This window comes from Mesorhizobium sp. M6A.T.Ce.TU.016.01.1.1 (assembly GCF_003997065.1).
Lineage (GTDB): Bacteria > Pseudomonadota > Alphaproteobacteria > Rhizobiales > Rhizobiaceae > Mesorhizobium > Mesorhizobium mediterraneum.
The window spans coordinates 20,058-44,323 of the sequence record NZ_RZTJ01000010.1; the positions used below are offsets into that span (position 1 = coordinate 20,058).

The window sequence follows — 24,266 nt, forward strand, 5'->3', positions numbered from 1 at the left end:
GCTCAGTTCGCGGCAAAGCAGTAGAACAGGCCGTCGCCGCCGGTGCTCTTCAGCGCCTCCTGACTGCAGCCGCCGCGTGAAGCGTGCGAGGAATTCCACGATTTGGCGGCGGCCGAATCGTCGAGACCGGCGCGATCGTGATGGCCCGTCATTGCCGCACCTTCTGCTCCGCTGAGCGTCCAGTCGCCGCAGGTCTGGTCGGCGATCTTCGTGCCGTCGGGCTTGGAGCCGGTCAGCACGTCGTGCCGGTTGGGCTTGTCGCCGCGGCCGTTGACCACGTTGCCCTTTTCGTCGAGCGCCGTCTGCTTGGTGATGGCGTTGGCATCACTGTGCAGCGACGCGACATCGTCGGCGATCTTGTCGCCCTTGGCGTTGAACCACGGTCCCTTGCCGATGCGATCGCGCGCATCGGTGTCGCTGGTCGAGAGATAGGCGCGCCATGTCTTGCCGGTCACGCCGGCGGCTTCAGCCAGCGACCCGCAATGCGCATCGGCGCCCGCCAGGCCGCCGAGATCGGCGCCCTTGCCCGAGCCGACGCTGGTGACGAAGAAGCTCATTGTCGTATCCTGTGAGGATGCGACGCCGACGGCTGCAAGCGATGCGGCGGCGGTGACGAGAAGCAGTCTGCGCATGGTGGTCCTCCGTTTTGCGAAAACTAGGCATTCCAACAACGTCGGTGGCGGCGCAATTCTTCCGCCAAAATACGCGGTGCGTCTACTCCGGCTGCCGGTAGGCGACAAAACGGTTGTGCTTGGCCTGGAAGATCAGCCCGGTTTCCCTAAGCGCAGGGCTGGCCAGCGGCACGATGCGTTTGGCGATCTCCGAGGGATGCGGCAGCGTTCCCGGATCCTCGCCGGGCACCGCCTGCGCCCGCATGGCGGTGCGGGTGGCGCCGGGGTCGGCGGCATTGACCCTGAGGGCCAAGTTTTCCGTCTCATGCGCCCAGGAACGCATCATGGTCTCGACCGCCGCCTTCGACGCCGCATAGGGCGCCCAGAAGGCCCGCGCCGAATGGGCGGCGTTGGAGGAAAGCACGATGGCGCGACCGGCATCGGAGAGCCTGAGCAGCGGGTCGACCGAGCGGATCAGCCGCCATGTCGAGGTGACGTTGATGGTCATCACCTTCTCGAAGGTCTTGGCCTCGACATGGCCGATCGGCGAGATCACGCCGAGCACCCCGGCATTGGCGACGAGAACGTCGAGCTTGCCCCAGCGTTCGTGGATGGCACCGCCCAGCCGGTCGATGCCGGCCATGTCGGCGAGGTCGAGCGGCACAAGCGTGGCTTGTCCGCCCGCCGCCTTGATCTGATCGTCGAGTTCCTCCAGTCCGCCGACGGTGCGGGCAACCGCGATGACATGCGCTCCGGCAGCGGCAAGCTCCAGGGCGATGAAGTAGCCGATGCCGCGCGAGGCGCCGGTGACGACCGCGACACGGCCGGAAAGATCGAGGGCAGGGGCGGGGATCATGCGAGAGCCTCCGTGAGTAGGCGTGAAAACACCCCCCTCTGTCCTGCCGGACATCTCCCCCTCAAGGGGGGAGATTGGCCCTCATCCGGCTCAGCGCCCGTTTTGCGACCGTCGCGATTGGCGAAAGTCGATAGTTCAGCCGATCTCCCCCCTTGAGGGGGAGATGTCCGGCAGGACAGAGGGGGGTAAACTGGGGAAGGCAAATGGTGGTCCGGCAACCCTACGACCCGCCCGCCGCCAAGAGCGACAGCGTGCGCACATTGTCCGAACCTTCGAAGTCGGCAAGCCGGGTCGGATATTGCCCGGTGAAGCAGGCGTCGCAGAATTGCGGCTGCTCGTTGTCGCGGCCGGCCTCGCCGACGGCGCGGTAGAGCCCGTCGATCGACAGGAATCCGAGCGAATCGACGCGGATGAACTCGGCCATCTCTTCCACCGACATGCGTGATGCCAAGAGCTTCGACTTCTCCGGCGTGTCGACGCCGTAGAAGCAGGAGGCGCGTGTTGGCGGCGAGGCGATGCGCATGTGCACTTCCTTGGCGCCGGCATCGCGCACCATCTGCACGATCTTCTGGCTGGTGGTGCCACGCACGATCGAATCGTCGACCAGCACCACGCGCTTGCCCTCGATCATGCGGCGGTTGGCGTTGTGCTTGAGCTTGACGCCCATGTGGCGGATCGAATCGCCAGGCTGGATGAAGGTGCGGCCGACATAGTGATTGCGGATGATGCCGAGCTCGAACGGGATGCCCGCGGCTTGCGAAAAGCCGATCGCCGCCGGGGTGCCGCTGTCCGGCACCGGCACGACGATATCGGCCTCGACCGGGCTTTCGAGCGCCAGCTCGGCGCCGATGCGCTTGCGCACCTCGTAGACGTTGCGGCCTTCGACCGACGAATCCGGACGCGCGAAATAGACATATTCGAAGATACAGAAGCGGGTCTTCTGCGGTTCGAAGGGAAACAGGCTCTCGATGCCCTTGGTGGTGACGACAACCATCTCGCCGGGCTTCAGGTCGCGCACGAAACGCGCACCGATGATATCGAGCGCGCAGGTTTCGGAAGCCAGGATCCAGGCGCCGTCGAGATCGCCGAGCACCAGCGGCCGGATGCCGAGCGGATCGCGGCAGCCGATCATCTTCTTTGCCGTCATCGCCACCAGCGAGAAGGCGCCTTCGACCTGGCGCACCGCATCGATGAAGCGCGAGTTGAGATCGCGTTCCCTGCTGGTGGCAACCAGATGCAGCAGCGTCTCGGTATCGGAGGTCGACGAGAAGATCGCGCCCTGTTTCTGCAGCGCGCGCTGCACGGTCATGGCGTTGGTGAGGTTGCCGTTGTGGGCGACAGCGAAGCCGCCATCGGCGAGTTCGGCGAAAAACGGCTGGATGTTGCGCTGGCCAGCACCGCCCGTGGTGGCGTAGCGCGTGTGGCCGATAGCGCGGTTGCCCTGCAGGCTGTCGATGACGCGCTGCTTGGTGAAGGTGTCGCCGATCAGGCCGACATGATGTTCGACATGGAACTGGGTACCGTCATAGGAAACGATACCGGCCGCTTCCTGGCCGCGATGCTGCAACGCATGCAGGCCAAGTGTGACGATAGCTGCGGCGTCCTGCCGGCCAAAAATACCGAACACACCGCATTCGTCGTGGAAATGATCGTCAGCTTCGGCGGAAAGCACGTCGTCTGCGTCTGCCATCTTCAGCTCCGCTAAAGTCGCTATATAGTGTGATGACTGCTCGAGAGCAACGTAGAGTTTGCGGCTTTTCACATGATCGTCAGTTTGCCGGCGCCGGATTGGCCGGTGCATTGTCGGCCGGTGGCGCGTCGGTCTCGCTGCCATCGAGCGCCGGAGCATCGTCGCCGGTTGCCGGCGCGTCCGCTGCCGGTGCATCCGCCGCCGGTGGCGTCTCGGCGCCGGTCTCGGGTGCCGGCTGGCTAGGATTGAGCCTGTTGAGGATCGCGTTTTCCGGGTCCTCGGGCAGCAGGCTTTCGAGCTTGGCGCCGAGCGATTCGAGCAGCGGCCGCGACTTGGCGTTGGCGACCCAGCCCGGAGCCTTGGGACCGGCCAGCCAGTTGAAGAACAGCAGGGCCACCGCAACGACCAGAATGCCGCGCGCCGCGCCGTAGAGGAAACCGAGCGTGCGGTCGAGCGCGCCGATCCTGGAATCGATGATCCAGTCGGCGAGTTTCATGGTGATGACGGAAACGACGATCAGCGCGATGATGAAGACGATGCCGGCGGCGGCCACCATGGCAATCTTCTCATTGTCGACATAGGGCTGAACGTAAGGCAGAACCGGTTTGTAGAAGAAGAACGCCGCCGCTGCCGCCACTATCCAGGAGATGACGGAGAGGATTTCGCGCGAAAAGCCGCGAACCATGGCGAGCATGGCCGAGACCAAGGTGAAGCCGACGAGAATTCCGTCAAGCAGCGTAATCGGCATGTCTTTTGCCCCACTTCATGAGCCGCGTCATTCTTGCTCGTCGGCGCGGCTGCGCCGTGAGCCGGCTATGCGCGCCACGAGATCGGCAAGCTCGGTGGGCTGGAAAGCGCCGGCCCCTATCCCCCCGGCAAGTTCCTCGCTGCCCAAAGGCAGAACCGCGCTTCCAAAACCCAGCTTTTCGGCTTCCTTCAGGCGCTGCTGCGCATGCGCAACCGGCCTTACGGCGCCCGAAAGGCTGATTTCGCCGAAATAGACGCAATCGGCCGGAAGGGCAAGACCGGTGAGCGAGGAAACCAGTGCGGCCGCCACCGCCAGATCGGCGGCCGGCTCCGAGATACGGTAGCCGCCGGCAACATTGAGATAGACGTCGTGGGTCCCGAAGCGGACCCCGCAATGGGCTTCGAGAACCGCAAGGATCATCGACAGCCGGGCGCCGTCCCAGCCGACGACGGCGCGGCGGGGCGTGCCCAGCGACGACGGCGCCACCAGCGCCTGGATCTCGACCAGCACCGGGCGGGTTCCCTCCATGCCGGCGAAAACCGCGGCGCCCGGCGATTTCGCATGGCGTTCGCCGAGAAAAAGCTCGGACGGATTGGCGACCTCGCGCAGGCCCATATCAGACATTTCGAAGACGCCGATCTCGTCGGTCGGTCCGAAGCGGTTCTTGACCGTGCGCAGGATGCGGTAGTGGTGGCCGCCTTCGCCCTCGAAATAGAGCACGGCGTCGACCATGTGCTCGACGACGCGAGGGCCCGCGATCTGGCCTTCCTTGGTGACATGGCCGACGAGCACGATCGCCGCCCCTGTGGATTTCGCATAGCGGATCATCGCCTGGGCGGCGGCGCGCACCTGGGTGACGGTGCCGGGCGCCGAATCGGCCATGTCGGTCCACAAGGTCTGGATCGAATCCAGAATCACCAGATCCGGCCGCTTGCCGTCGGCGATGGTGGCGAGGATGTCCTCGACATTGGTTTCGGCCGCGAGTTCCACCGGAGTGTCGGCGACGCCTAGCCGCTGCGCGCGCAGCCTGATCTGGGCGACGGCCTCTTCGCCTGAGACATAGACGATGCGGTGGCCCTTTGCCGCGAGTGCCGCGGCCGCCTGGGTGAGTAGCGTCGACTTGCCGATGCCGGGATCGCCGCCGACCAGAAGGGCCGAGCCGCGCACGAAACCGCCGCCGGTGGCGCGGTCGAGTTCGCCGATGCCGGAGACGATGCGCGGCGCATCCTCGATGTCGCCTGACAAAGTCGTGAGCACCACGGCGCGGCCCTTGCGCGCATTGCGGGTGTTGGCCGGACCCGAGCCGATGCCCCCGGACGTGCCTTCCTCGACCAGCGTGTTCCACTCGCCGCAAGCATCGCATTTGCCGGCCCAGCGCTGATGCACCGATCCGCAATTCTGGCAGATAAATTGGACGCGCGATTTGGCCATTAGTTTATTGATTCCAAGAGGTATTTGGAGCGATCCCAATAAACCGGCAAAGCCTCTTCGATCGCATCGAAGTGGACGCGACGGTGCCCGTTACTCTGGGCCCAACGGTCCTGTGCCGACCAACATGCATAAATAAACAAATTGACCGCAAATTCATTCTCTCGCCTGACTTCTTCGTGCAGCGTCTCTAGCAAGCTCATAAGTCCTGTCGAAAGAAGGCGATCGTTCCGCTGATGCATCAAATGGAAAGCGCACCCGATTGCAGCCACAGAGGTGTCATGCCGAGACTCCACCGACCAGAGGGCCAACAAACTCAGCAGATCGTTGACGTCGGAAGCTGTTCCCAAACGCCAAATTCGATAGAGGCCGTTCACTGCGGCACTACGGGCGTAGTCATCAGTATCTTCGGCAAGGAATTTTCTCACCAAGTTGACATTCTCGAGCGTCGACTCGCTGGAATAACAAAACACCAACATCGCGGCGTGTGATTCTGGGCGAGAGACCGAACCCCTCGATCTTAAATAATCGGTGAGTTGGAGGCGTTCGTCCTCAGAGATTTCGTACTCTTCAAATTTCAACCTCTGATAGATGTCGCTAAAGTCCAACCCGCCGCTCCGAGATCAAGAGGTCACTCAAACCTCTCCGCAATATGATGCTCCTCGGCGAGGTCGGAGAAGCGGGTGAACTCGCCCTGGAAGGCGAGGCTGACCGAGCCGGTCGGTCCATGGCGCTGCTTGGCGACGATGACCTCGGCCTTGCCGCGCATCTCGTTCATCTCGTTTTCCCATTTGATGTATTCGTCTGTGCCGGGCTTCGGCTCGCGGTTCTTCAGATAGTATTCCTCGCGGTAAACGAACATCACCACGTCGGCGTCCTGCTCGATCGAGCCCGATTCGCGCAGATCCGAGAGCTGCGGGCGCTTGTCGTCGCGGCTTTCGACCTGACGCGACAGCTGCGACAGCGCGATGATCGGCACGGCAAGCTCCTTGGCCAGCGCCTTCAGGCCGGTGGTGATTTCGGTGATTTCCTGCACGCGGTTCTGTGAGGATTTGGCGCTCGACCCTTGCATCAGCTGGATATAGTCGATGACGATGACGTCGAGGCCGCGCTGGCGCTTCAGCCGGCGCGCGCGCGCCGACAGCTGCGCGATCGAGATGCCGCCGGTCTGGTCGATGAACAGCGGGATCTTCTGCATGGTCTGCGAGCAGGCGACCAGCTTTTCGAAGTCCATCTCGCTGATCTCGCCGCGGCGGATTTTTGACGACGGGATTTCGGTCTGCTCGGAAATGATGCGGGTGGCGAGCTGTTCCGACGACATTTCGAGCGAGAAGAAGCCGACGACACCGCCATTGGCCGCCTTGAACGAGCCGTCGGCCTGTTGCGCCGGCACATAGGCCTCAGCGATGTTGAAGGCCATGTTGGTGGCGAGCGACGTCTTGCCCATGCCGGGGCGGCCGGCGATGATGATCAGATCGGACGGCTGCAGGCCGCCCATGCGGCGGTCGAGATCGCGCAGGCCCGTGGCGACACCTGACAGATGTCCGTCGCGCATATAGGCGGCGTTGGCCATGTCGACGGCGGTTTTAACCGCGTCGGTGAAGCTCTCGAAGCCGCCATCATAGCGGCCGGTCTCGGCCAGTTCGAACAGGCGCCGTTCGGCATCCTCGATCTGCTCGGACGGCGACATGTCGACCGGGGCATCGTAGGCGATGTTGACCATGTCTTCGCCGACGGTGATCAGCGCGCGCCGCGTGGCGAGATCGTAGATGGCGCGGCCGTAGTCGGCCGCGTTGACGACGGTGACCGCCTCGACAGCCAGCCGCACGACGTATTGCGCAACCGTCATGTCGCCGACCTTCTCGTCGGCCGGCAGGAAGGTCTTCAGCGTGATCGGCGTCGCTACCTTGCCCATGCGAATGAGTTCGGCGGCGACCTCGAAGATTTTTCTATGCAGCGGCTCGTAGAAATGGCCGGATTTCAGGAAGTCCGAGACGCGGTAGAAGGCATCGTTGTTGACCAGGATGGCGCCGAGTAGCGCCTGCTCGGCCTCAATGTTGTTCGGCGCCTCCCGATAGAGCGGTGTTTCCGCCACGCCGAATTTTCGCGCTGCTTCTGCCATGATGTCCCCGGTTTCGATCCCGGTCTCTCGATATCAGAATGGGACAAATCCATGCTGACTTATCTGCAACAGTGCCTGTCCAACCGGCTTTGATGCCCACTGTTCACAGGAACGACAAACCGTCCACAGGACAGTATTCCCGCACCCTGATTCCGGTTGACTCGACAAGGTGGCGATTCTACGCGACGCCTTGAACAAATCAAGAACGAAATGCGTCAGAGAAATGCACAGAAGATGCGCCGGAAGTGAAATGAGGCTGCATCTTCATTCGCCTGCCGAATCGCCCCAGTCCAACCGCCGGGCCAGCCTGAAAACATCGCCGTCGCGCTTGGTGAAAAGTCTCTCGCCGGCGTTTCCGTCCTTTTCGCAAAGTTTCAGCAGGACCTTGCCGGAGCCGGGTTTCGGCGGTGCGATCACCCGCGCCTGCGGGGGGTGGACGGCCGGATGGCGGGAGGCGGCGACGTAGATGAATTTCTCGTCCTCCCACGGCACGTCGGCGTCCTTGGCCAGCCGGTGCAGGCGCGAGCGCGCGACACGGCACGAAAAATGGCACCAGTCGGGCGCCGCGAGCGGGCAGGGCGCCTCATGCGGGCAAGGCGCAAGCACATGCGCGCCCGCCTCGATCAGGTGCCGGCGCACGGCAAGGATGCGCTGCCATCCGGCCGGCGTGCCCGGCTCGACGACCAGCAGCGTGTCGTCGGTCAGGTGCCAGAGCCGGTCGATGAGTTTTGGCAGCGATGCCGGCGCGATCTCGTCCAGCACATAGGCGCAGGTGACCAACTCGGCCGGCTTGAGGTCGGCAAGGTCGATGGTGACATCGCCGGCCAGCCAGGCGATCCTGGCCGTCATCGCCTCAGTGGCAAGCGCCTCGCCGATCCGGCGCACCGCGGCGCTCGCCTCGATCAGCACCGCCTGCTCGAGGTCGGGCCAGAGATCGAGCGCGGCCCAAAGCACCGTGCCAGGGCCAGCGCCGACATCGAGCAGGGTTTTCGGCGCATAGTCGGGCCGTGCCTCGCTGACCGCATCAAGGCTGGCACGGACGGCGGCGTAGGTCGCCGGCAGCCGCGTCGCCAGATAGGCCTTGACCGCCATCTCCTCGGCCATGTGCAGGCGGCCGTCGCGCAACTCGGCGCGGTAGCGGTCCGATAGCGTCTTTGCCGCCTGCTTCAATGTCGGCAGCGGCACTTTTTCGAGGAGGCGCTCGACGCCCTGCCGAAGCGGGATAGGCAGTTCCATAGCTCACGCCCCCCGAGGCGCGAGCAGGATGACCGAGGCGCCGACGATGCAGAGCGCGGACCCGGCAATATCCCAACGGTCGGGACGCACGCCTTCCACCAGCCACAACCATCCGAGCGAGGCGGCAATGTAAATGCCGCCATAGGCGGCATAGGCGCGGCCCGCCGCACTGATGTCTACCAGCGCCAGCAGGAATGCGAACAAAGCGAGTGAGGCCAGGCCTGGAGCCAGCCACAGCGGCGACTTTTCAAGCCGCCACCACGCCCACGCCGAAAAGCAGCCGGCGATCTCGGCAAGGGCAGCAACGATATAGATGAGATAGGTCATGAAAAAAGGTCTCGCGGCGATGGCGAGACCTTTTTCAGCGTGCGGGCCGGCAATGGCAAGCGGCAATGGCGAGATCGCCGGAAGTCTATTCCGTATCCGCCACCTTGCGGCGGCGCGCGGGCTTGGCGGCAGGGGCTTTTGGGCGATGCCCCATGTCGCGCATGTCCAGCGCCTTCTCGCATTTGGCCATGTAGTCGCGCGTCATCGGCAAGGTATCGTTCTTCTTGGCAATCTGGATCTGGAAGATCACCAGGTCCTGCCAGCGGAAGGCGGCTTCAGAGGCCGCCAGATAGAACTCCCACATGCGGCAGAAGCGCTCGTCGTAAATCGCCTTGGCCTTGTCGCGATTGGCAGCGAAGCGCTGGCCCCAGTGCTTCAGCGTATCGGCATAATGCAGCCGCAGGATTTCGATGTCGGTGACGACGAGGCCCGACTTCTCGATCGCCGGCATCACCTCCGATAGCGCAGGGATGTAGCCGCCCGGGAAAATATACTTGCGGATGAAGGCGCTGGTTGCCCACGGCACGCCGGAGCGGCCGATCGTGTGCAGTAGCATGACGCCGTCCGGCTTCAAGAGCGTCGCCGATTTGTCGAAGAAGGTGCGGTAGTGGTTGACGCCGACATGCTCGAACATGCCGACCGATACGATGCGGTCGAAGCGCTCGTTGAGCTCGCGATAATCCCTCAATTCGAAATGCACGCGGTTTTCCAGACCTTGCGCATGGGCCCGGTCGGTGGCGACGCCATGCTGTTCGGTCGATAACGTCACACCTTGCACGTCCACGTCGAAGGACTTGGCGAGATAAAGACCGAGCCCGCCCCAGCCGGAACCGATGTCGAGCACGGTTTGGCCGGCCTTCAGCCTGAGCTTGGCGGCAATGTGGCGCTTCTTGGCAGCCTGCGCCTCATCGAGCGTCATATCCGGCTGCTCGAAATAGGCGCAGGAATACTGCATGTCCTCGTCGAGGAAGAGCCTGTACAGCTCGCCCGACAGATCATAGTGGCGCTGCACGTTGCGGCGCGCGCGCGCCGCCGTGTTGATTTGCTGCAGGCGGCGGAAGGCGTGGCGCAGGCCCTCGATCGCTTTCGACCAGGTGGCATCGATGCCGCCGCTACCCATGTTCTGGAAGGCGATGCGCATGACCCCCAGCACGCCGCCCTCGAGTATGTCGAGTTCGCCGTCCATATAGGCTTCCGGTACCGCCAGCATCGGATCGAAGGTAATGGCGCGCTCGGCATGCGTGGTCTTGATGTGCATGTGCACCGGCTCGCCGCTGCCATCGCCGAAAATCACCGACAAGCCCTTCGGTCCGGTGACTTTGAGATTGCCGGTGCGCACCAGGCGGTCGAGAACGCGTTTCAGCAGAATATTCATGACCAAATGTCCCCTCTCGGTCAGACAGCCTGTCCTACTCTGCATCAACATATAGGGTTTCGAAAAGTTCCTGTTGGCACAAAAATGCCCGGGCGAGGCGCCCGGGCATTGGTCCAGAAATAACTGGAAGCCGACGAAATTGTTTAGAGCGCCGCGCTGACGCCCTGTGACGTGCAATCAGCCGTTGTCTTCACCGCCTTCGAACTCGGCATTGGGGTCGAAGAAGTTGTCAGGGCGCGCATTGTCATTGATGTCTTCGCCATAGATGGCTTCGGCGGTGGTCAGCATCTCGCCCTTGGCCTGGCGCTCGGCTTCGTCGGCCGTGCGGGCGATGTTGAGCGTGATGGTGACCTCGACTTCCGGATGCAGCGCGATCGCCACATTGGTAAGACCGATGGTCTTGATCGGCTGGTTGAGCAGGATCTGGTTGCGGTTGACCGAAAAGCCTTCCGCCGTCAGCAACTCGGCGATGTCGCGGGTCGACACCGAGCCGTAGAGCTGGCCGGTTTCGCCGGCCGAACGCACGGCGATGAAGCTCTTGCCGTCGAGCTTTTCCGAAACCTGCGTGGCCTCGGACTTGCGCTCGAGGTTACGGGCTTCGAGCTGAGCGCGCTGGCCTTCGAACTTCTTTTTGTTGGCTTCGTTGGCGCGCAGCGCCTTGCCCTGCGGCAGCAGGAAGTTACGGGCGAATCCGTCCTTGACCTTGACGGTATCGCCCATCTGGCCGAGGCGGGAAACGCGTTCGAGAAGAATGACGTCCATGGTTTTGTTCCTTCGTTTGGGCGCCAAAATCACTGGCATCGACGCCGAATTGTCTGGAACAGGTCAGGAAGCAGAGGGCGTCGCCGCCAATGTCGCTGTCCTGCCTGTCGCGGCAGTTAGAGGTCTTCACCTCAACCCGGGATTTGATGGTAGACCCCTCGGCGCCCGTCGCCGTGGGAAAAAGCGGGCGGCGAACCGCCCGCTGAAAGAGTGTTAGCGAACCACGTAGGGCAGCAGGCCAAGGAAGCGGGCGCGCTTGATCGCCTTGGCGAGTTCGCGCTGCTTCTTCTGGCTGACGGCGGTGATGCGCGACGGCACGATCTTGCCGCGCTCGGAGATGTAGCGCTGCAGAAGACGTACGTCCTTGTAGTCGATCTTGGGCGCGTTGGCGCCGGAGAACGGGCAGGTCTTGCGGCGGCGATGGAACGGGCGCCGGGTCGGGATCTGGTTGATGTCGACCATTATTCTGCACCCCCTTCAACACCTTCGCGCGGACGGCGCGGACCACGGTCTGCACCGGCGTCGCCACCGAAGCTGCGCGGCGGACGATCGCCACGGTCGCCGCGATCGCGGTCGCCGAACGAGCGCGGGCCGCGGTCACGGTCGCCGAAGCCACCGCGTTCCGAGCGCTCTTCGCGCTTCTGCATCATCGCCGACGGGCCTTCCTCATGCGCATCGACCTTGATGGTGAGGAAACGCAGCACATCTTCGGACAGGCCCATCTGGCGCTCCATCTCGTTGAGCGCGGCCGGCGGGCAGGTGATGTCCATCAGCGTATAGTATGCCTTCCGGTTCTTGTTGACCCGGTAGGTGAGGGACTTCAGTCCCCAGTTCTCGACCCGGCCGACGGACCCGCCATTAGCTGAGATGACGCCCTTGTACTGTTCGACAAGCGCATCGACCTGCTGCTGCGAGAGGTCCTGCCGGGCAAGAAACACATGTTCGTAAAGAGCCATATTGTTCTTTTGCCTTTCTTCGTTTCTCTCCCGGTTCCCGGCGGCAAAAGCCTCTGCAACTTCTCTGACCCGCCGATCCCTAAAGGAGGCGGGGAAGAAAGGAGCATGACGAGACGGTCGAGAGCGGAGACACGGGAGGCGGAAGCGCTTCTGGCCCCACACGAAGGTTTTCGAAAAACCTCCGGCCCTCCGTTCAGCCCCCAGCAAGGACCGGCAGATTGCGGGCGTCTATACAGGAATCCGGCTGGATGGCAAGGGCGAGCCGAAAATCCGCCGCTGCAAGGACGACATGTCGCGCGGCAGCTTTAGCTTGTATGCGGGACCAGCTTCTTCACCGTTTCCGGGAAGAAATCGGGCGCTGCGTGGCGCTTGCCGAACATCATGTCGTATTGCAGCAGGCGGAAATCGCGAATGGCCGGGTCGATTTTCTTCTTGCGCGCCCACTCCGGCGTGGCCTCGCCGGCCGGCGTCAACAGCAGATTGCGGTCAACGACACGGTAATGCTCGCGCATCTGGCCGAGGAAGCCGGTGTAATAGGGGTGGCTGATCCCGGCCGTGGTCAGGATATGGTAGGGCAGGAAGGCGGGGCTTACCGCGCCCATTTCCGCGGCCGGCCCGGTGCGGTTCGACCATACGATCAGCGGCGTCTGGTGATGCCGCAGCATCTGGTCAGGCGACTCCTTGCGCGGCGCGACATTGTCCTTGAGGAAGCCGGTTTCGACATAGACCGGACCGAGCGGCGGCAGATGGTCGCCGAAGAAGGCGATGACCGTCGGCCGCTGGCGGTTCTTCGCCCATTCGACAAGGCGCTCGAGGCCCTTGTCGGCGTCGGATGCTCCCTCTGTGAAGCTCAGCAGCGAATCCTTCGCCCATTGGCTGGTCGGCGCCTGCACCTTGTGGGTCGGATTGTAGTAGCGATTCGGCTCATAGGGACCGTGGTTCTGCAGGCTGACGGCGAAGAAGAAGAACGGATCGTCGGTGGCGTCGGCCTCGCGGATGATCTCGTCGGTCATCGCCGCGTCCGAGGCCAGCGGCCCGCGCTTTTCGAGATATGGCAGGTTTTCCTCCGACTTGAAGTCGTCGAAACCGAAATCCGCATAGACCGGCGTGCGGTTCCAGAACCAGCTCGTGCCCGGATGGATGGCGCGCGTCTCATAGCCTTGGCTCTTCAGGAACGTGGCCATCGACGGCACCGGCGCGCGGACATATTGCTGGTAAGGGATGCTGCCGGCCGGCAGGAAGGCATTGGAAAAGCCGGTCAGCGCCTCGAACTCGACATTGGCGGTCATGCCGCCGAATTCGGGCGAGAACATCGAGCCCGAGCGCAGCGTCCGCACATTGGGAATCGGATCGGGCGTGATGGTGACGCCGGGCAACTCGGTCGGATCCCAGAAGGATTCGCTCATGACGATGATGATGTCGGGCTTCTCGGCCGGTACGGAGACCGTCACGTCAGGCCTGTCGATTGCCGCGATCGACTTGTCGGAATAGCCCGCAGGCGCCGAGACGTGGGCCATCGGCACGTTGAGCGCGAAGGCGAGCGCGAAGCCGTTGGAGGCGTAGTTTTCCTTCTGGTCCCACATGATCGGGATGATCTGCAACCGGTCACGCGTCCACGAGAAGGTCGCGTAATCCATGATTGAGACGAAGAAGGCGAGCAGCGGCACTGTCAATGTCAGCCGGGCAAGGCGGCCCTTACGGCTGAGCGCCGGTACCCGGCGGCGCCATAGTCGCCAGCCATAGACGAGCAGCGATAGGCCGCCAACGATGCCGACCGCCATAGCGATGGCGGTCCCCGGGCGTTCGCGCACCAGAAGCGGCATCAGCGCCACGATCTGGCGTGAATACAAGAAATCGGTCGGATAGAGCGGATCGCCGAGATAGAGCGATTTCTGATGGCCGACAAAGGCCAGCGCCAGCGTCAGCGGCGCGACGATCATCAGGCTCTGGTGGCTGCGGCCGAGCACGGCATCGAGACCGATGAGGATCAACGCGAAAATGATGATGGTGGTCCAGCCCGGCTTGAACGGCTGCAGGAAGAAGGCGACGGTGCCGGCAAAGTCGCCGCGCACGATCAGTTCGACCGCAAACACCAGAATGGCGGCAGCGAGCAGGCTGACGAGGCCATAGCGGATAACGGGCCATTTCCGGCCCGGCAGATAGCCGGTGGCCGGATCGCCTTCCAGAAACTGTGGCGCGGCCTTGCCGGCGCCTTTCCTAGTCCTTGCCAACTTACAATTCCCCCGACCATACACAAAAGCGTCATTGAGCTGTCATCGATATGTCACAAAAAGCTAGCGCCTGTGGCTGAAATAAGAAGAGCCAGCAAACGAATCGTGAGCGATTTTCATCATGAGTGATCGACAAAAAGCCTTTTGGAACAGGCACTCGGCCAGCGATGCCGAGCCGGAGCGGCTCGGATTGGGCTGATGGCGGACTTGACTTGCCCGCCTGCCTTGCGTCACAGGCAGGAAAAATCAGCCGCTTGGGAGCCACAGATGGCCGTCGCATTTACCTTTCCGGGACAGGGCAGTCAGGCCGTCGGCATGGGCAAGGACCTCGCCGACGCTTTTCCGGAATCGCGGAAGATCTTCGAAGAGGTCGACGACGCGCTCGGCGAAAACCTGTCGAAGCTGATCTGGGAAGGGCCGGAAGAGACGTTGACGCTGACCGCTAATGCCCAGCCGGCGCTGATGGCTGTGTCGCTTGCCGCAATCCACGCGCTGGAATCGCGCGGATTCTCGCTGAAGGACAAGGTCGCCTATGTCGCCGGCCATTCGCTCGGCGAATATTCGGCACTTGCCGCCGCCGGTTTCGTGTCGGTCGCCGATGCAGCCCGGCTCTTGCGTATCCGCGGCAATGCCATGCAGGCGGCAGTGCCGGCCGGCGAAGGCGCCATGGCGGCGATCATCGGGCTGGAACAGGCCGATGTTGAAGCCGCCTGCGCTGAAGCGGCCAAAGATTCAGTTTGCCAGATCGCCAACGACAATGGCGGTGGCCAGCTGGTGATCTCCGGCGCCAGGGCGGCAGTCGAACTGGCGGCGAAGCTGTGCACGGAAAAGGGCGCCAAGCGGGCGCTGATGCTGCAGGTCTCCGCGCCTTTCCATTCGGCGCTGATGACACCGGCGGCCGAGATCATGCGCGAGGCGCTGGCCGGGGTGACGAAGAACGCGCCTTCCGTGCCCGTGGTCTCCAACGTGTCGGTCACCCCGTCCAGCTATCCGGACGCCATCGCCCGCCGCTTGGTCGAACAGGTGACCGGCCGCGTGCGCTGGCGCGAAACGGTGGAGTGGTTCGGCGCGAATGGCGTTGCGACGCTCTACGAGGTGGGCGCCGGCAAGGTGCTGTCGGGACTGGCGCGGCGCATCAACCGCGAAATCGCCACAGGCGCTGTCGGCACGGCGGCGGATGTCGAGGCGGCATTGGCGGCGTTCGCATAACCGAACCACGATTTGACCCCACCCGTGTGAAGGGTGTTCTCTTAGATCAGGAGACAAGACATGTTCGAATTGACCGGCCGCAAGGCGCTCGTCACAGGCGCATCGGGAGGCATCGGCGAGGCGATCGCCCGGATGCTGCATGAGCAGGGCGCCATCGTCGGCCTGCACGGCACCCGCGTCGAAAAGCTGGAGACGCTGGCTGCCGAGCTCGGCGACCGGGTCAAGCTGTTTCCGGCCAACCTTTCCAACCGCGACGAGGTCAAGGCGCTCGGCCAGAAGGCCGAGGCCGATCTCGAAGGCGTCGACATTCTCGTCAACAACGCCGGCATTACCAAGGACGGGCTGTTCGTGCGCATGGCGGACGCCGACTGGGATAGCGTGATCGAGGTCAATCTGACCGCCGTGTTCAGGCTGACCCGCGAGCTCACCCATCCGATGATGCGGCGCCGGCACGGCCGCATCATCAACATCACCTCGGTGGTCGGCGTCACCGGCAATCCTGGCCAGACCAATTACTGCGCCTCCAAGGCCGGCATGACCGGCTTTTCCAAGTCGCTGGCGCAGGAGATCGCCACCCGCAACATCACCGTCAACTGCGTCGCCCCGGGTTTCATCGAATCGGCGATGACCGACAAGCTCAACGACAAGCAGAAAGAGGCGATCATGGCGGCGATCCCGACACGGCGCATGGGCACCACCGCCGAAGTCGCTTCCGCCGTCGCCTACCTCGCCTCCAACGAAGCTGCCTATGTCACCGGCCAGACCATCCACGTGAATGGCGGCATGGCGATGATTTGACAGTTGCGGGAAAACACCCCTTTTCGCCTTGGACCCAGGCCGTTTTTCGTGTAATGCGGCCCGCAACCCGGCGGTTCGGGCAAAAACCGGTCCGGTGCCGTTGCGTTTCCGGCAGGACCATCTTTCAGCTTGATTAGCGGCATTCTGCCCGCTAACGAAGACAGACAACCAAAAGACGAGGATGCCCAAATGAGTGACACCGCAGAGCGCGTCAAGAAGATCGTTATCGAGCACCTTGGCGTCGATGCCGATAAGGTGACGGAGCAGGCGAGCTTCATCGATGATCTGGGCGCGGACAGCCTCGACACGGTCGAACTTGTCATGGCGTTCGAAGAAGAGTTCGGCGTCGAAATTCCCGACGATGCGGCCGAAACCATTCTGACTGTTGGCGATGCAGTGAAGTACATCGACAAGGCTTCGGCCTGACGCTATTTGCAGTCATCACCGAGGAGGACCTGCGATGAGGCGTGTCGTCGTCACGGGCCTTGGGCTGCTTTCGCCGTTCGGCATGGGCTTCGAGCATAGCTGGAAGGAGCTTCTGACCGGCCGCAGCGCAGCCAAGCGCATCACCGAGTTCGAGGTGGAGGATCTTGCCTGCAAGGTCGCCCACGTCATTCCGCGCGGCAACGGTGAAAACGCCACCTTCAATCCCGAGGCCGTTCTCGAGCCGAAGGAACTGCGCAAGATCGGCGACTTCATCCTTTACGGGATCGCGGCCGCCGACGAGGCGTTGAAGGATTCGGGGTGGACGCCGAAAACGCATGAGGAGCAGTGCGCCACCGGCGTGCTGATCGGCTCCGGCATCGGTGGCATCGAAGGCATCGCCGAGAACGCGATGATCCTGAAGGAGCGCGGCCCGCGCCGCATCAGCCCGTTCTTCATCCCCGGCCAGATCATCAATCTCGTCTCCGGCCAGGTTTCGATCCGGCATGGGCTGAAAGGCCCCAACCACGCCGTCGTCACCGCTTGCTCCACCGGCGCGCACGCCATCGGCGATGCCGCCCGGCTGATCATGTGGGGCGATGCCGACGTAATGGTCGCAGGCGGTGCCGAAGCGCCGGTGACGCGGCTTTCAATTGCCGGTTTCGCTGCCTGCCGTGCACTGTCCACCGACCGCAACGACGCTCCGGAAACGGCCTCGCGTCCCTATGATCGCGACCGCGACGGCTTCGTCATGGGCGAGGGCGCCGGCGTCGTCATTCTGGAGGAGCTGGAGCATGCCAAGGCGCGCGGCGCCAAGATCTATGCCGAGGTCACCGGTTACGGCCTGACCGGCGATGCCTATCATATCACCGCGCCGGCCGAAGATGGCGACGGCGCCTTCCGCTGCATGGTAGCGGCGCTGAACCGGGCCAAGCTGACGCCCGCAGACGTCGACTACATCAACGCGCACGGCACCTCGACCATGGCAGACACGATCGAGCTCGGCGCCGTCGAGCGGCTGGTCGGCAACGCCGCGTCGAAAATATCGATGTCGTCGACCAAGTCGTCGATAGGCCATCTTCTGGGCGCGGCGGGCGCCGCCGAGGCGATCTTTTCAATCCTCGCCATTCGCGACAACATCGCGCCGGCCACCATCAATCTCGACAACCCGGAGCGCGAAACGGCGATCGACCTGGTGCCGCACAAGCCGCGCGCCCGCCAGGTCGACGTGGCGCTGTCCAATTCCTTCGGCTTCGGCGGCACCAACGCCTCGCTGGTCTTCCAGCGCTACAATGGCTGACCGGTCCGCCGACCGGCACGGCTCGCGCGTGTCGTCAATTTTGCCATATTCGCCCCTACTCTGCCCAAGGGGATTCGTTGCAAGATCAAACGGTAGGGCGCCATGAACACAAATTCGGCGGACAATGGGGAATTAGGGCAGCGGCCCGTACCGTCGGGTCCGATCGTGCCGAAAACGGCCAGCGAGGCATTGCGGCCTGAAGCCGGCACACCGCCGCCCAAGCGCTCGCGCGCTTCGCGCAGCCAGTTCGTCGTGTTCATGAATTTCGTCATCTCCTTGGTGATGCTGTTGGTTCTGGCGGCCGGCTTTGCATTGTATTTCGGCAAGCAGGAATTCAACGAGCCCGGCCCGTCGGCCAATGCCGACACCTTCCTGGTCAAACCGAGCACCGGCGTCCAGGAAATTGCCGAGCAGCTCGAGCGGCGCGGACTGATCAGCGACGCGCGCATCTTCCGCCTTGGCGTGCGTGCCTTTGGCAATGACGCCGCGCTGAAGGCCGGCGAATACGAGATCAAGCCGCAGGCCTCCATGCGCGACATCATGGAGCTGCTGAAGAGCGGCAAGTCGGTGATGTATTCGCTGACCGTCCCCGAGGGGCTAACCGTCGAGCAGGCGCTGCAGCGCATCGCCGATCAGGCAGCGCTCGACGGCGATATGCCTGCGACCATTCCACCCGAGGGCAGCCTTGCTACCGACACGCTGCGTTTCACCCGCGGCGCGACACGCCAGCAGATGGTCGACAAGCTTTTGGCGGATCAGAAGAAGCTGGTCGACGACGTCTGGCAGCGGCGCGCTCCCGATCTGCCTCTGGCCAGTGTCGATGACTTCGTCATCCTGGCTTCGATCGTCGAGAAGGAGACGGGCAAGGGCGACGAACGCTCACGGGTCGCCGCCGTCTTCCTCAACCGGCTGGCCAAGGGCATGCGGCTGCAGTCAGATCCGACCATTATCTATGGGCTGTTCGGCGGCAAGGGCAAACCCGCCGACCGCCCGATCTACCAGTCGGACATCAAAAAGCCGACGCCCTACAACACTTATCTGATCAATGGCCTGCCGCCGACGCCGATCGCCAATCCCGGCCGTGCGGCGCTGGAAGCGGTGGCCAACCCGTCGAAGACCGACGACCTTTATTTTGTCGCCGACGGCACCGGCGGTCACGTCTTTGCTGCAACGCTCGCCGAGCACAACGAGAACGTCGCCCGCTACCGGGCTCTCCAGAAGAAGCTTGCCGATGAAGCCGCCAAGGCCGGCGCTGCCAAGGCCGACGCCGCCAAAGTGGAAGGTCAGACCGATGCGCCGGTGGACGGCGACACGGGAGCGGCGCAGTAGCGCCGGACGGTTCTGGGATCGTCCCTCCGGTTCGTTTGACGGCAGGGACGTGCCGATTTTTTTATCCGGAGCGCCTTGCGTCCGATTCGGCGCGAAAAGGCGCTCCAGCACTTTGAAACCGCATGATCTGGCCGGAATCGCTTCCGGGGTCATGCGCCAGGGGGTCGCAAGGGCAACATGAATTTGCAGAGCATGACCGGTTTTGCACGGGCTGTCGCCGAACATGACGGCACGTCGATCGCCTGGGAGATCAAGTCGGTCAACGGCAAGAGCGTCGAGGTCAGGCTGCGGCTGCCGCAGGGCCTTGAGCGACTGGAGCCGGCCGTCAGACAGACGGTGCAAAAGCGCTTCTCGCGCGGCAATTTCCAAGCAACGCTGACCGTCGGCCGCGCCGCCGGCCAGCAGGCGCAGCCCGTGGTCAACGAGGCCTTCCTGAGGGATCTGGCGGAGTTGGCCAAGCGGCTGCAGGAGCAGTTCGGCGCAGCGCCGGCGACAGCCGACGGGCTGCTTTCGCTACGCGGCGTGCTCGACATCCCCGAAACCACCGAAACCGAAGAGGCGCGGGCGGCGCTCGACAGCGCGATTCTCTCGGCGCTCGAAGTAGGGCTGGGCGGACTGGAGCAGGCACGCCAGGGCGAGGGCGCCGCCCTACGCTCGCTGCTGTCCGGCCATATCGACGCCATCGAGGCTCTGACGCTGCGCGCCGAGGCCGATCCGTCGCGCGAGCCGGCGGTGATCCGCGAACGGATTGCCGAGCAGGTTCGGCTGTTGATGGATGCCTCCGCCAATCTCGACGCCAGCCGGTTGCATATGGAAGCGGCGTTCCTGGCGACCAAGGCCGACATCCGTGAGGAGATCGACCGGCTGAAGACGCATGTGGCGTCCGGCCGGGTTCTGCTGGCAGGCGGCGGCGCCATCGGCCGCAAGCTCGATTTTCTGGCGCAGGAATTCAACCGCGAATCGAATACGCTGTGTTCGAAATCGAACGCCGCTGCGGTCACCGCCATCGGGCTGGAGCTGAAGGCGGTCGTCGACCAGTTTCGCGAACAGGTCCAGAATCTGGAGTAACCCTGATGGTCGCCAAAGAGCCTGTGGTTGCTAAGGATTTGGGTTCCCGCATTCGTCGCCGGGGTCTGATGCTCGTGCTGTCGTCGCCGTCCGGTGCCGGCAAGTCGACGATTGCGCGCAACCTTCTGGAAAGCGATTCCAGCCTCGAACTGTCGGTCTCCGTCACCACGCGGCCGCGCCGCGGCAGCGAGATCGAGGGCGTCCATTATCATTTCCGCACCATGCGTGAGTTCGAGCGGCTGCGCGATTCAGACGAGCTGCTCGAATGGGCCGAAGTGCATGGCAATTGCTATGCGACGCCGCGTGAGCCGGCCGAACTGGCGCTGGCACAGGGCCGCGACATGCTGTTCGACATCGACTGGCAGGGTGCCCAGCAGCTCAAGGAGAAGATGCGCGCCGATATCGTTTCCATCTTCATCCTGCCGCCCTCGATGAAGGAATTGAAGGCGCGACTGAAGCGCCGTGCCGAGGACCAGGAATCGGTGATCGAGACGCGTCTGAAGAACGCCCGCAACGAGATCGAGCACTGGAAGGAATATGATTTCGTCATCATCAACGACGATCTCGATCGTGCCTTCGCCGAAGTGCGCGGCATCGTCATCGCCGAGCGACTCAGGCGCGACCGCCGGCCCGGCCTGTTCGATTTCGTCTCGGGCCTGCTCGACGAGAAGACGGATTAGGCGCCTTCCTTCTCCCCGTAAACGAGGAGAAGAGCTACACTGCGTTGGTCAACCGCACGAATTCTTCGATATCAAGCGTTTCGGCGCGCCGCGTCGGATCGATGCCGGCGCGCGTGAGCAGGGCTTCGCCGCCGAGGCCCTTGACGCTCTGGCGCAGCATTTTGCGGCGTTGGCCGAAGGCCGCTTCGGTGACGCGGCTGAGCTTCTTGACCTCGGCGGGCAGGGGACTTGCCCGCGGCACCAGATGCACCACCGACGACACCACCTTGGGCGGCGGCGTGAACGCTTGCGGCGGCACGTCGAAAGCGATCTTTGCTTCCGTCCGCCAGCCTGCCAGCACACCCAACCGGCCATAGGCATCGCTGCCGGGGCGGGCGACGATGCGCTCGGCCACCTCGCGCTGGAACATCAGCGTCATCGATGCGTAGAAAGGCGGCCAATCGGCAACGGTCAGCCAGCGCACCAAAAGCTCGGTACCGATGTTGTAGGGCAGGTTGGCGACGATCCTCACAGATCCGTTGCCCCCAAGCGCCCCTTGGGCAAGCGCTGCAAAATCCGTCTTCAGCGCATCGCCGGCAATGATCTCCAAACGGCCCGGATAGTGATCCGACACCTCCGCGAGCGCCGCCAGGCAGCGCTCGTCGCGCTCGATGGCGATGACCCGACCAGCGCCGTGGGAAAGCAGCGCCCGGGTTAGGCCGCCTGGACCCGGACCGACCTCGATCACCGTGGCGTCCGTCAGGTCGCCGGCGGTGCGCGCGATCTTGCCGGTCAGATTGAGGTCGAGCAGGAAATTCTGGCCAAGCGCCTTTTTCGCCTGCAGCCCATGGCGTTCGATCACCGCGCGCAACGGCGGCAGCCCGTCGATGCTCATGCGACCGCTCTCATGCAAAGCCTCATGCGATGGCAGCCTTCGTCCCGGTGTCGGCAAGCCTGCGGGCGAGCCTTAGCGCCGCGATCAGGCTGTCGGCCCGGGCTATGCCCTTGCCGGCGATATCGAAGGCGGTGCCGTGATCCGGGGAGGTGCGGATGAAGGGCAGGCCGAGCGTGACGTTGACCGCCTCGTCGAAAGCCAGCGCCTTGGCCGGGATCAGCGCCTGGTCGTGGTACATGCACAGCGCCACATCGTAGCCGGTTCGGGCGCGGGCATGGAACAGCGTGTCGGCCGGCAGCGGCCCGAAAGCATCGATGCCTTCCGCCCTCAACCTGTCGATCGCCGGGCGGATGATGTGCTCGTCCTCCGCGCCCATCGCGCCGCCTTCGCCGGCATGCGGATTGAGGCCGGCAATGGCAAGCCGAGGCTTGGCGATGCCGAAACGATGTCCGAGGTCGGCGGCGGTGATGCGGGCGGTCGCAACGATCAAGTCCGTCGTCAGCGCTTTCGGCACCTCGCTCAACGCAATATGGATGGTGACCGGAACCGTGCGCAACTCGGGACCGGCAAGCATCATCACCGGCATCGCTTCTGCGCCGGTGTGGAGCGTCGCCAGATGCGCCAGATACTCGGTATGGCCGGGGAAACGGAAACCGGCATCGTAGAGCGGCTTCTTGGCGATCGGGCACGTGACGACAGCCGCTGCGCGACCGCCAAGGCAGTCGTCAACAGCGCGGTCGATCGCCTCGATTATGCCGGCGGCGTTGGCTGGGTCCGGCCGGCCGGGGTCGTCGACGAAGCGGGCGACAAGCGGCACGACGGGCAGGGCGCTTGCAAAGACGCGCGCCGCTTCGGCTGGCATTGTCTCGGTGATTGGCACATCGGCGCCGAGCCGGCGCGCCCGGGCGGCAATCAGCACCGGATCGGCGAGAAGATAGAAGGGCGGCACACCGGCGCTGTCGCGCGCCTGCCAGGCGGCAATGGCGATCTCCGGCCCGATGCCGGACGGATCGCCGACGCTCAACGCCAGCGGAAGCTGTATCTCTGGCACGCCCAGGGTGTCTTAGCGCTCGACGATGCGGGCTTTCTTCCGCAACTCCTCGACGTACTTCTTGGAGAGCTCGTCGGCGTCCTTGCCGGTTGCGCCTTCGCTCTGGAACACCATCTGGGCGGCCTTGTCGTCGGACACTTCGCGTGACGAGCAGATGCCGATGAACTCGACCCCGCGATCCGTCTCGCGCGTGCTGGTGGCACCCCCGACCTTGGTGGCTTTGATCTGGTCGGCCCATTCCGGCGGCAATTGCGGCGCCAGCACCCGGCCGAGATCGCGAACGGTGACGTCGATCAGGCCCTTGGCAAATTCGCGCGAGGTGTTGCAGCCGTTGAAGCGGGCGCGCATGGCGTCAGCCTCGCGCTTGCGCTTGGACAGCGTAGCGCTGCGCTCGGCCGCCGGCACGACGAAGATGACTTGCTGCAGCATGTATTCCATGGCGGTCGGCTTGGCGCCGCCCTTGTCGAGCATGCGCCTGACTGCGTCCTGCTCGCTCATGGCGCCGCCGCCGCTCTCGGAGCGATGGCGCGCGGTCAGTGCCTGATTCCAGGCCATCTGGGAGCGGATGAACTCCTTGAAATGCTCCTTGCCGACGCCGGACTGCGCCATGACGCCATCGAGTTGCTTGAGCTGCATCTTGTTGGTCGTGGCAAAGCGCTGATAGGCGGCGTCGACCTGGGCGTCGCTGATGCGGATGCCGAGACGCTTGGCTTCGGCGACGCGCAGCGTCTGCTCGATCATCTCGTCGGCGGCGTCGCCTTTCTTGCGCTGCAGGCGCAGGAAGGCAGCCCGATGCTGGATGTCGCCGGTGGTGATCGGTACGTTGTTGACGACGTATTTGATCTGGCTGGCGAAAGCCGGCGGCGGCATCATAGTGATCGAGGCCGAGGTCGCCGCCACCAGCAGCGCGAACCCTGCCGAAAAGAGGTATTTCCTCATCGAAAGCATCCCAATTCTATCTCGGTTCCGGCCCAATTCTATCTCATTATGAGGGAGCTGAAACCCGTGCCTGCCCTATGCGGCGAAACAATGTCGTTAGAGCGACGTGCGTCCACTTGGGCGCACAAGGTACTCTCTAAACACTTTGAATCTACGCATCGTGCTTTCCGAAAATCAATTCCGACTTTCGGGCCGATACGTTGGCGTCTGTTCCGGCCGTCTGCTGCTGGCCAGCCGCCTGCTACTGGCTAGT

Annotated in this window: 24 protein-coding genes; 7 read left to right on the forward strand and 17 right to left on the reverse strand. The window is 63.7% G+C overall.

Features of this window, described 5'->3' with window-relative positions; translation table 11 throughout:
* Positions 1–2: 2 nt before the first annotated feature.
* The 14 genes from EOC94_RS18945 to EOC94_RS19015 all read right to left on the reverse strand — a co-directional run bounded on the left by EOC94_RS18945 (position 3) and on the right by EOC94_RS19015 (position 14,342).
* Positions 3–632 (reverse strand): hypothetical protein, encoded by a 630-nt coding sequence (locus tag EOC94_RS18945; protein ID WP_095483184.1) that lies wholly within the window; start codon positions 630–632, stop codon positions 3–5.
* Positions 633–714: 82 nt separating this feature from the next.
* A complete protein-coding gene (locus EOC94_RS18950) occupies positions 715–1,467 on the reverse strand; it encodes an SDR family NAD(P)-dependent oxidoreductase (RefSeq protein ID WP_095483295.1) in 753 nt (250 codons plus the stop codon).
* A 220-nt stretch (positions 1,468–1,687) separates the two neighbouring features.
* Complete coding sequence (purF, locus tag EOC94_RS18960) at positions 1,688–3,157, reverse strand: amidophosphoribosyltransferase (RefSeq protein WP_126107143.1); 1,470 nt, start codon at positions 3,155–3,157, stop codon at positions 1,688–1,690.
* 79 nt (positions 3,158–3,236) lie between these two features.
* Positions 3,237–3,905: a CvpA family protein gene (locus EOC94_RS18965; protein ID WP_095483186.1), complete on the reverse strand. Its 669-nt coding sequence runs from the start codon at positions 3,903–3,905 to the stop codon at positions 3,237–3,239.
* 27 nt (positions 3,906–3,932) lie between these two features.
* On the reverse strand, positions 3,933–5,336 hold the full coding sequence (radA, locus tag EOC94_RS18970) for a DNA repair protein RadA (protein WP_127292600.1): 1,404 nt from the start codon (positions 5,334–5,336) through the stop codon (positions 3,933–3,935).
* The gene (locus EOC94_RS18975) at positions 5,336–5,941 is read right to left on the reverse strand and encodes a hypothetical protein (RefSeq protein WP_127292603.1); all 606 of its coding nucleotides are present in this window, start codon (positions 5,939–5,941) and stop codon (positions 5,336–5,338) included. The genes radA and EOC94_RS18975 overlap by 1 nt, the downstream gene beginning before the upstream one ends.
* 23 nt (positions 5,942–5,964) lie before the next feature.
* Positions 5,965–7,455 carry a replicative DNA helicase gene (locus tag EOC94_RS18980; protein WP_095483188.1) on the reverse strand — a complete coding sequence of 497 codons (1,491 nt, stop codon included), beginning with the start codon at positions 7,453–7,455 and terminating at the stop codon, positions 5,965–5,967.
* A 264-nt stretch (positions 7,456–7,719) separates the two neighbouring features.
* Positions 7,720–8,691, reverse strand: coding sequence for a small ribosomal subunit Rsm22 family protein (locus EOC94_RS18985; RefSeq protein WP_126107141.1), 972 nt, complete (start codon positions 8,689–8,691; stop codon positions 7,720–7,722).
* A 3-nt stretch (positions 8,692–8,694) separates the two neighbouring features.
* Positions 8,695–9,018: a YnfA family protein gene (locus EOC94_RS18990; RefSeq protein WP_095483296.1), complete on the reverse strand. Its 324-nt coding sequence runs from the start codon at positions 9,016–9,018 to the stop codon at positions 8,695–8,697.
* Between the two features lie 85 nt (positions 9,019–9,103).
* Entirely contained in the window at positions 9,104–10,393 is a 1,290-nt protein-coding gene (locus EOC94_RS18995; RefSeq protein ID WP_126107140.1) for a cyclopropane-fatty-acyl-phospholipid synthase family protein, read from the reverse strand.
* 177 nt (positions 10,394–10,570) lie between these two features.
* The gene (rplI, locus tag EOC94_RS19000) at positions 10,571–11,155 is read right to left on the reverse strand and encodes a 50S ribosomal protein L9 (RefSeq protein ID WP_095483191.1); all 585 of its coding nucleotides are present in this window, start codon (positions 11,153–11,155) and stop codon (positions 10,571–10,573) included.
* Between the two features lie 213 nt (positions 11,156–11,368).
* Positions 11,369–11,617, reverse strand: a complete 249-nt coding sequence (gene rpsR, locus EOC94_RS19005; protein WP_006203718.1) for a 30S ribosomal protein S18 — start codon at positions 11,615–11,617, stop codon at positions 11,369–11,371.
* Positions 11,617–12,111: a 30S ribosomal protein S6 gene (gene rpsF, locus EOC94_RS19010; RefSeq protein ID WP_029354402.1), complete on the reverse strand. Its 495-nt coding sequence runs from the start codon at positions 12,109–12,111 to the stop codon at positions 11,617–11,619. Before rpsF ends, rpsR begins: the two co-directional genes overlap by 1 nt.
* Before the next feature lie 305 nt (positions 12,112–12,416).
* Positions 12,417–14,342, reverse strand: a complete 1,926-nt coding sequence (locus tag EOC94_RS19015) for an LTA synthase family protein (RefSeq protein ID WP_126107139.1) — start codon at positions 14,340–14,342, stop codon at positions 12,417–12,419.
* Between the two features lie 267 nt (positions 14,343–14,609).
* Between EOC94_RS19015 and fabD the strand changes: the two genes are divergently transcribed.
* From fabD to gmk, 7 genes are all read left to right on the forward strand, one after another.
* A complete protein-coding gene (gene fabD / locus EOC94_RS19020; protein ID WP_127292606.1) occupies positions 14,610–15,551 on the forward strand; it encodes an ACP S-malonyltransferase in 942 nt (313 codons plus the stop codon).
* Positions 15,552–15,611: 60 nt separating this feature from the next.
* Positions 15,612–16,349: a 3-oxoacyl-[acyl-carrier-protein] reductase gene (gene fabG, locus EOC94_RS19025; RefSeq protein ID WP_127292609.1), complete on the forward strand. Its 738-nt coding sequence runs from the start codon at positions 15,612–15,614 to the stop codon at positions 16,347–16,349.
* A 189-nt stretch (positions 16,350–16,538) separates the two neighbouring features.
* Positions 16,539–16,775 carry an acyl carrier protein gene (locus EOC94_RS19030; protein ID WP_006203723.1) on the forward strand — a complete coding sequence of 79 codons (237 nt, stop codon included), beginning with the start codon at positions 16,539–16,541 and terminating at the stop codon, positions 16,773–16,775.
* 34 nt (positions 16,776–16,809) lie between these two features.
* Positions 16,810–18,072 (forward strand): beta-ketoacyl-ACP synthase II, encoded by a 1,263-nt coding sequence (gene fabF / locus EOC94_RS19035; RefSeq protein WP_127292612.1) that lies wholly within the window; start codon positions 16,810–16,812, stop codon positions 18,070–18,072.
* A 102-nt stretch (positions 18,073–18,174) separates the two neighbouring features.
* Positions 18,175–19,401 (forward strand): endolytic transglycosylase MltG, encoded by a 1,227-nt coding sequence (gene mltG / locus EOC94_RS19040; RefSeq protein WP_127292615.1) that lies wholly within the window; start codon positions 18,175–18,177, stop codon positions 19,399–19,401.
* Between the two features lie 177 nt (positions 19,402–19,578).
* Positions 19,579–20,469 carry a YicC/YloC family endoribonuclease gene (locus EOC94_RS19045; RefSeq protein WP_127292617.1) on the forward strand — a complete coding sequence of 297 codons (891 nt, stop codon included), beginning with the start codon at positions 19,579–19,581 and terminating at the stop codon, positions 20,467–20,469.
* A gap of 5 nt (positions 20,470–20,474) precedes the next feature.
* A complete protein-coding gene (gmk, locus tag EOC94_RS19050) occupies positions 20,475–21,149 on the forward strand; it encodes a guanylate kinase (RefSeq protein ID WP_164547246.1) in 675 nt (224 codons plus the stop codon).
* 34 nt (positions 21,150–21,183) lie between these two features.
* Here the strand turns inward: gmk and rsmA are convergent, their stop codons facing one another.
* The 3 genes from rsmA to EOC94_RS19065 are packed head-to-tail and all read right to left on the reverse strand — an operon-like array spanning position 21,184 to position 24,022.
* Positions 21,184–22,023, reverse strand: coding sequence for a 16S rRNA (adenine(1518)-N(6)/adenine(1519)-N(6))-dimethyltransferase RsmA (gene rsmA / locus EOC94_RS19055; RefSeq protein WP_095483202.1), 840 nt, complete (start codon positions 22,021–22,023; stop codon positions 21,184–21,186).
* 22 nt (positions 22,024–22,045) lie between these two features.
* Entirely contained in the window at positions 22,046–23,074 is a 1,029-nt protein-coding gene (gene pdxA, locus EOC94_RS19060; protein WP_127292620.1) for a 4-hydroxythreonine-4-phosphate dehydrogenase PdxA, read from the reverse strand.
* Positions 23,075–23,086: 12 nt separating this feature from the next.
* A complete protein-coding gene (locus EOC94_RS19065) occupies positions 23,087–24,022 on the reverse strand; it encodes a peptidylprolyl isomerase (protein ID WP_185928278.1) in 936 nt (311 codons plus the stop codon).
* Between the last annotated feature and the right edge of the window lie 244 nt (positions 24,023–24,266).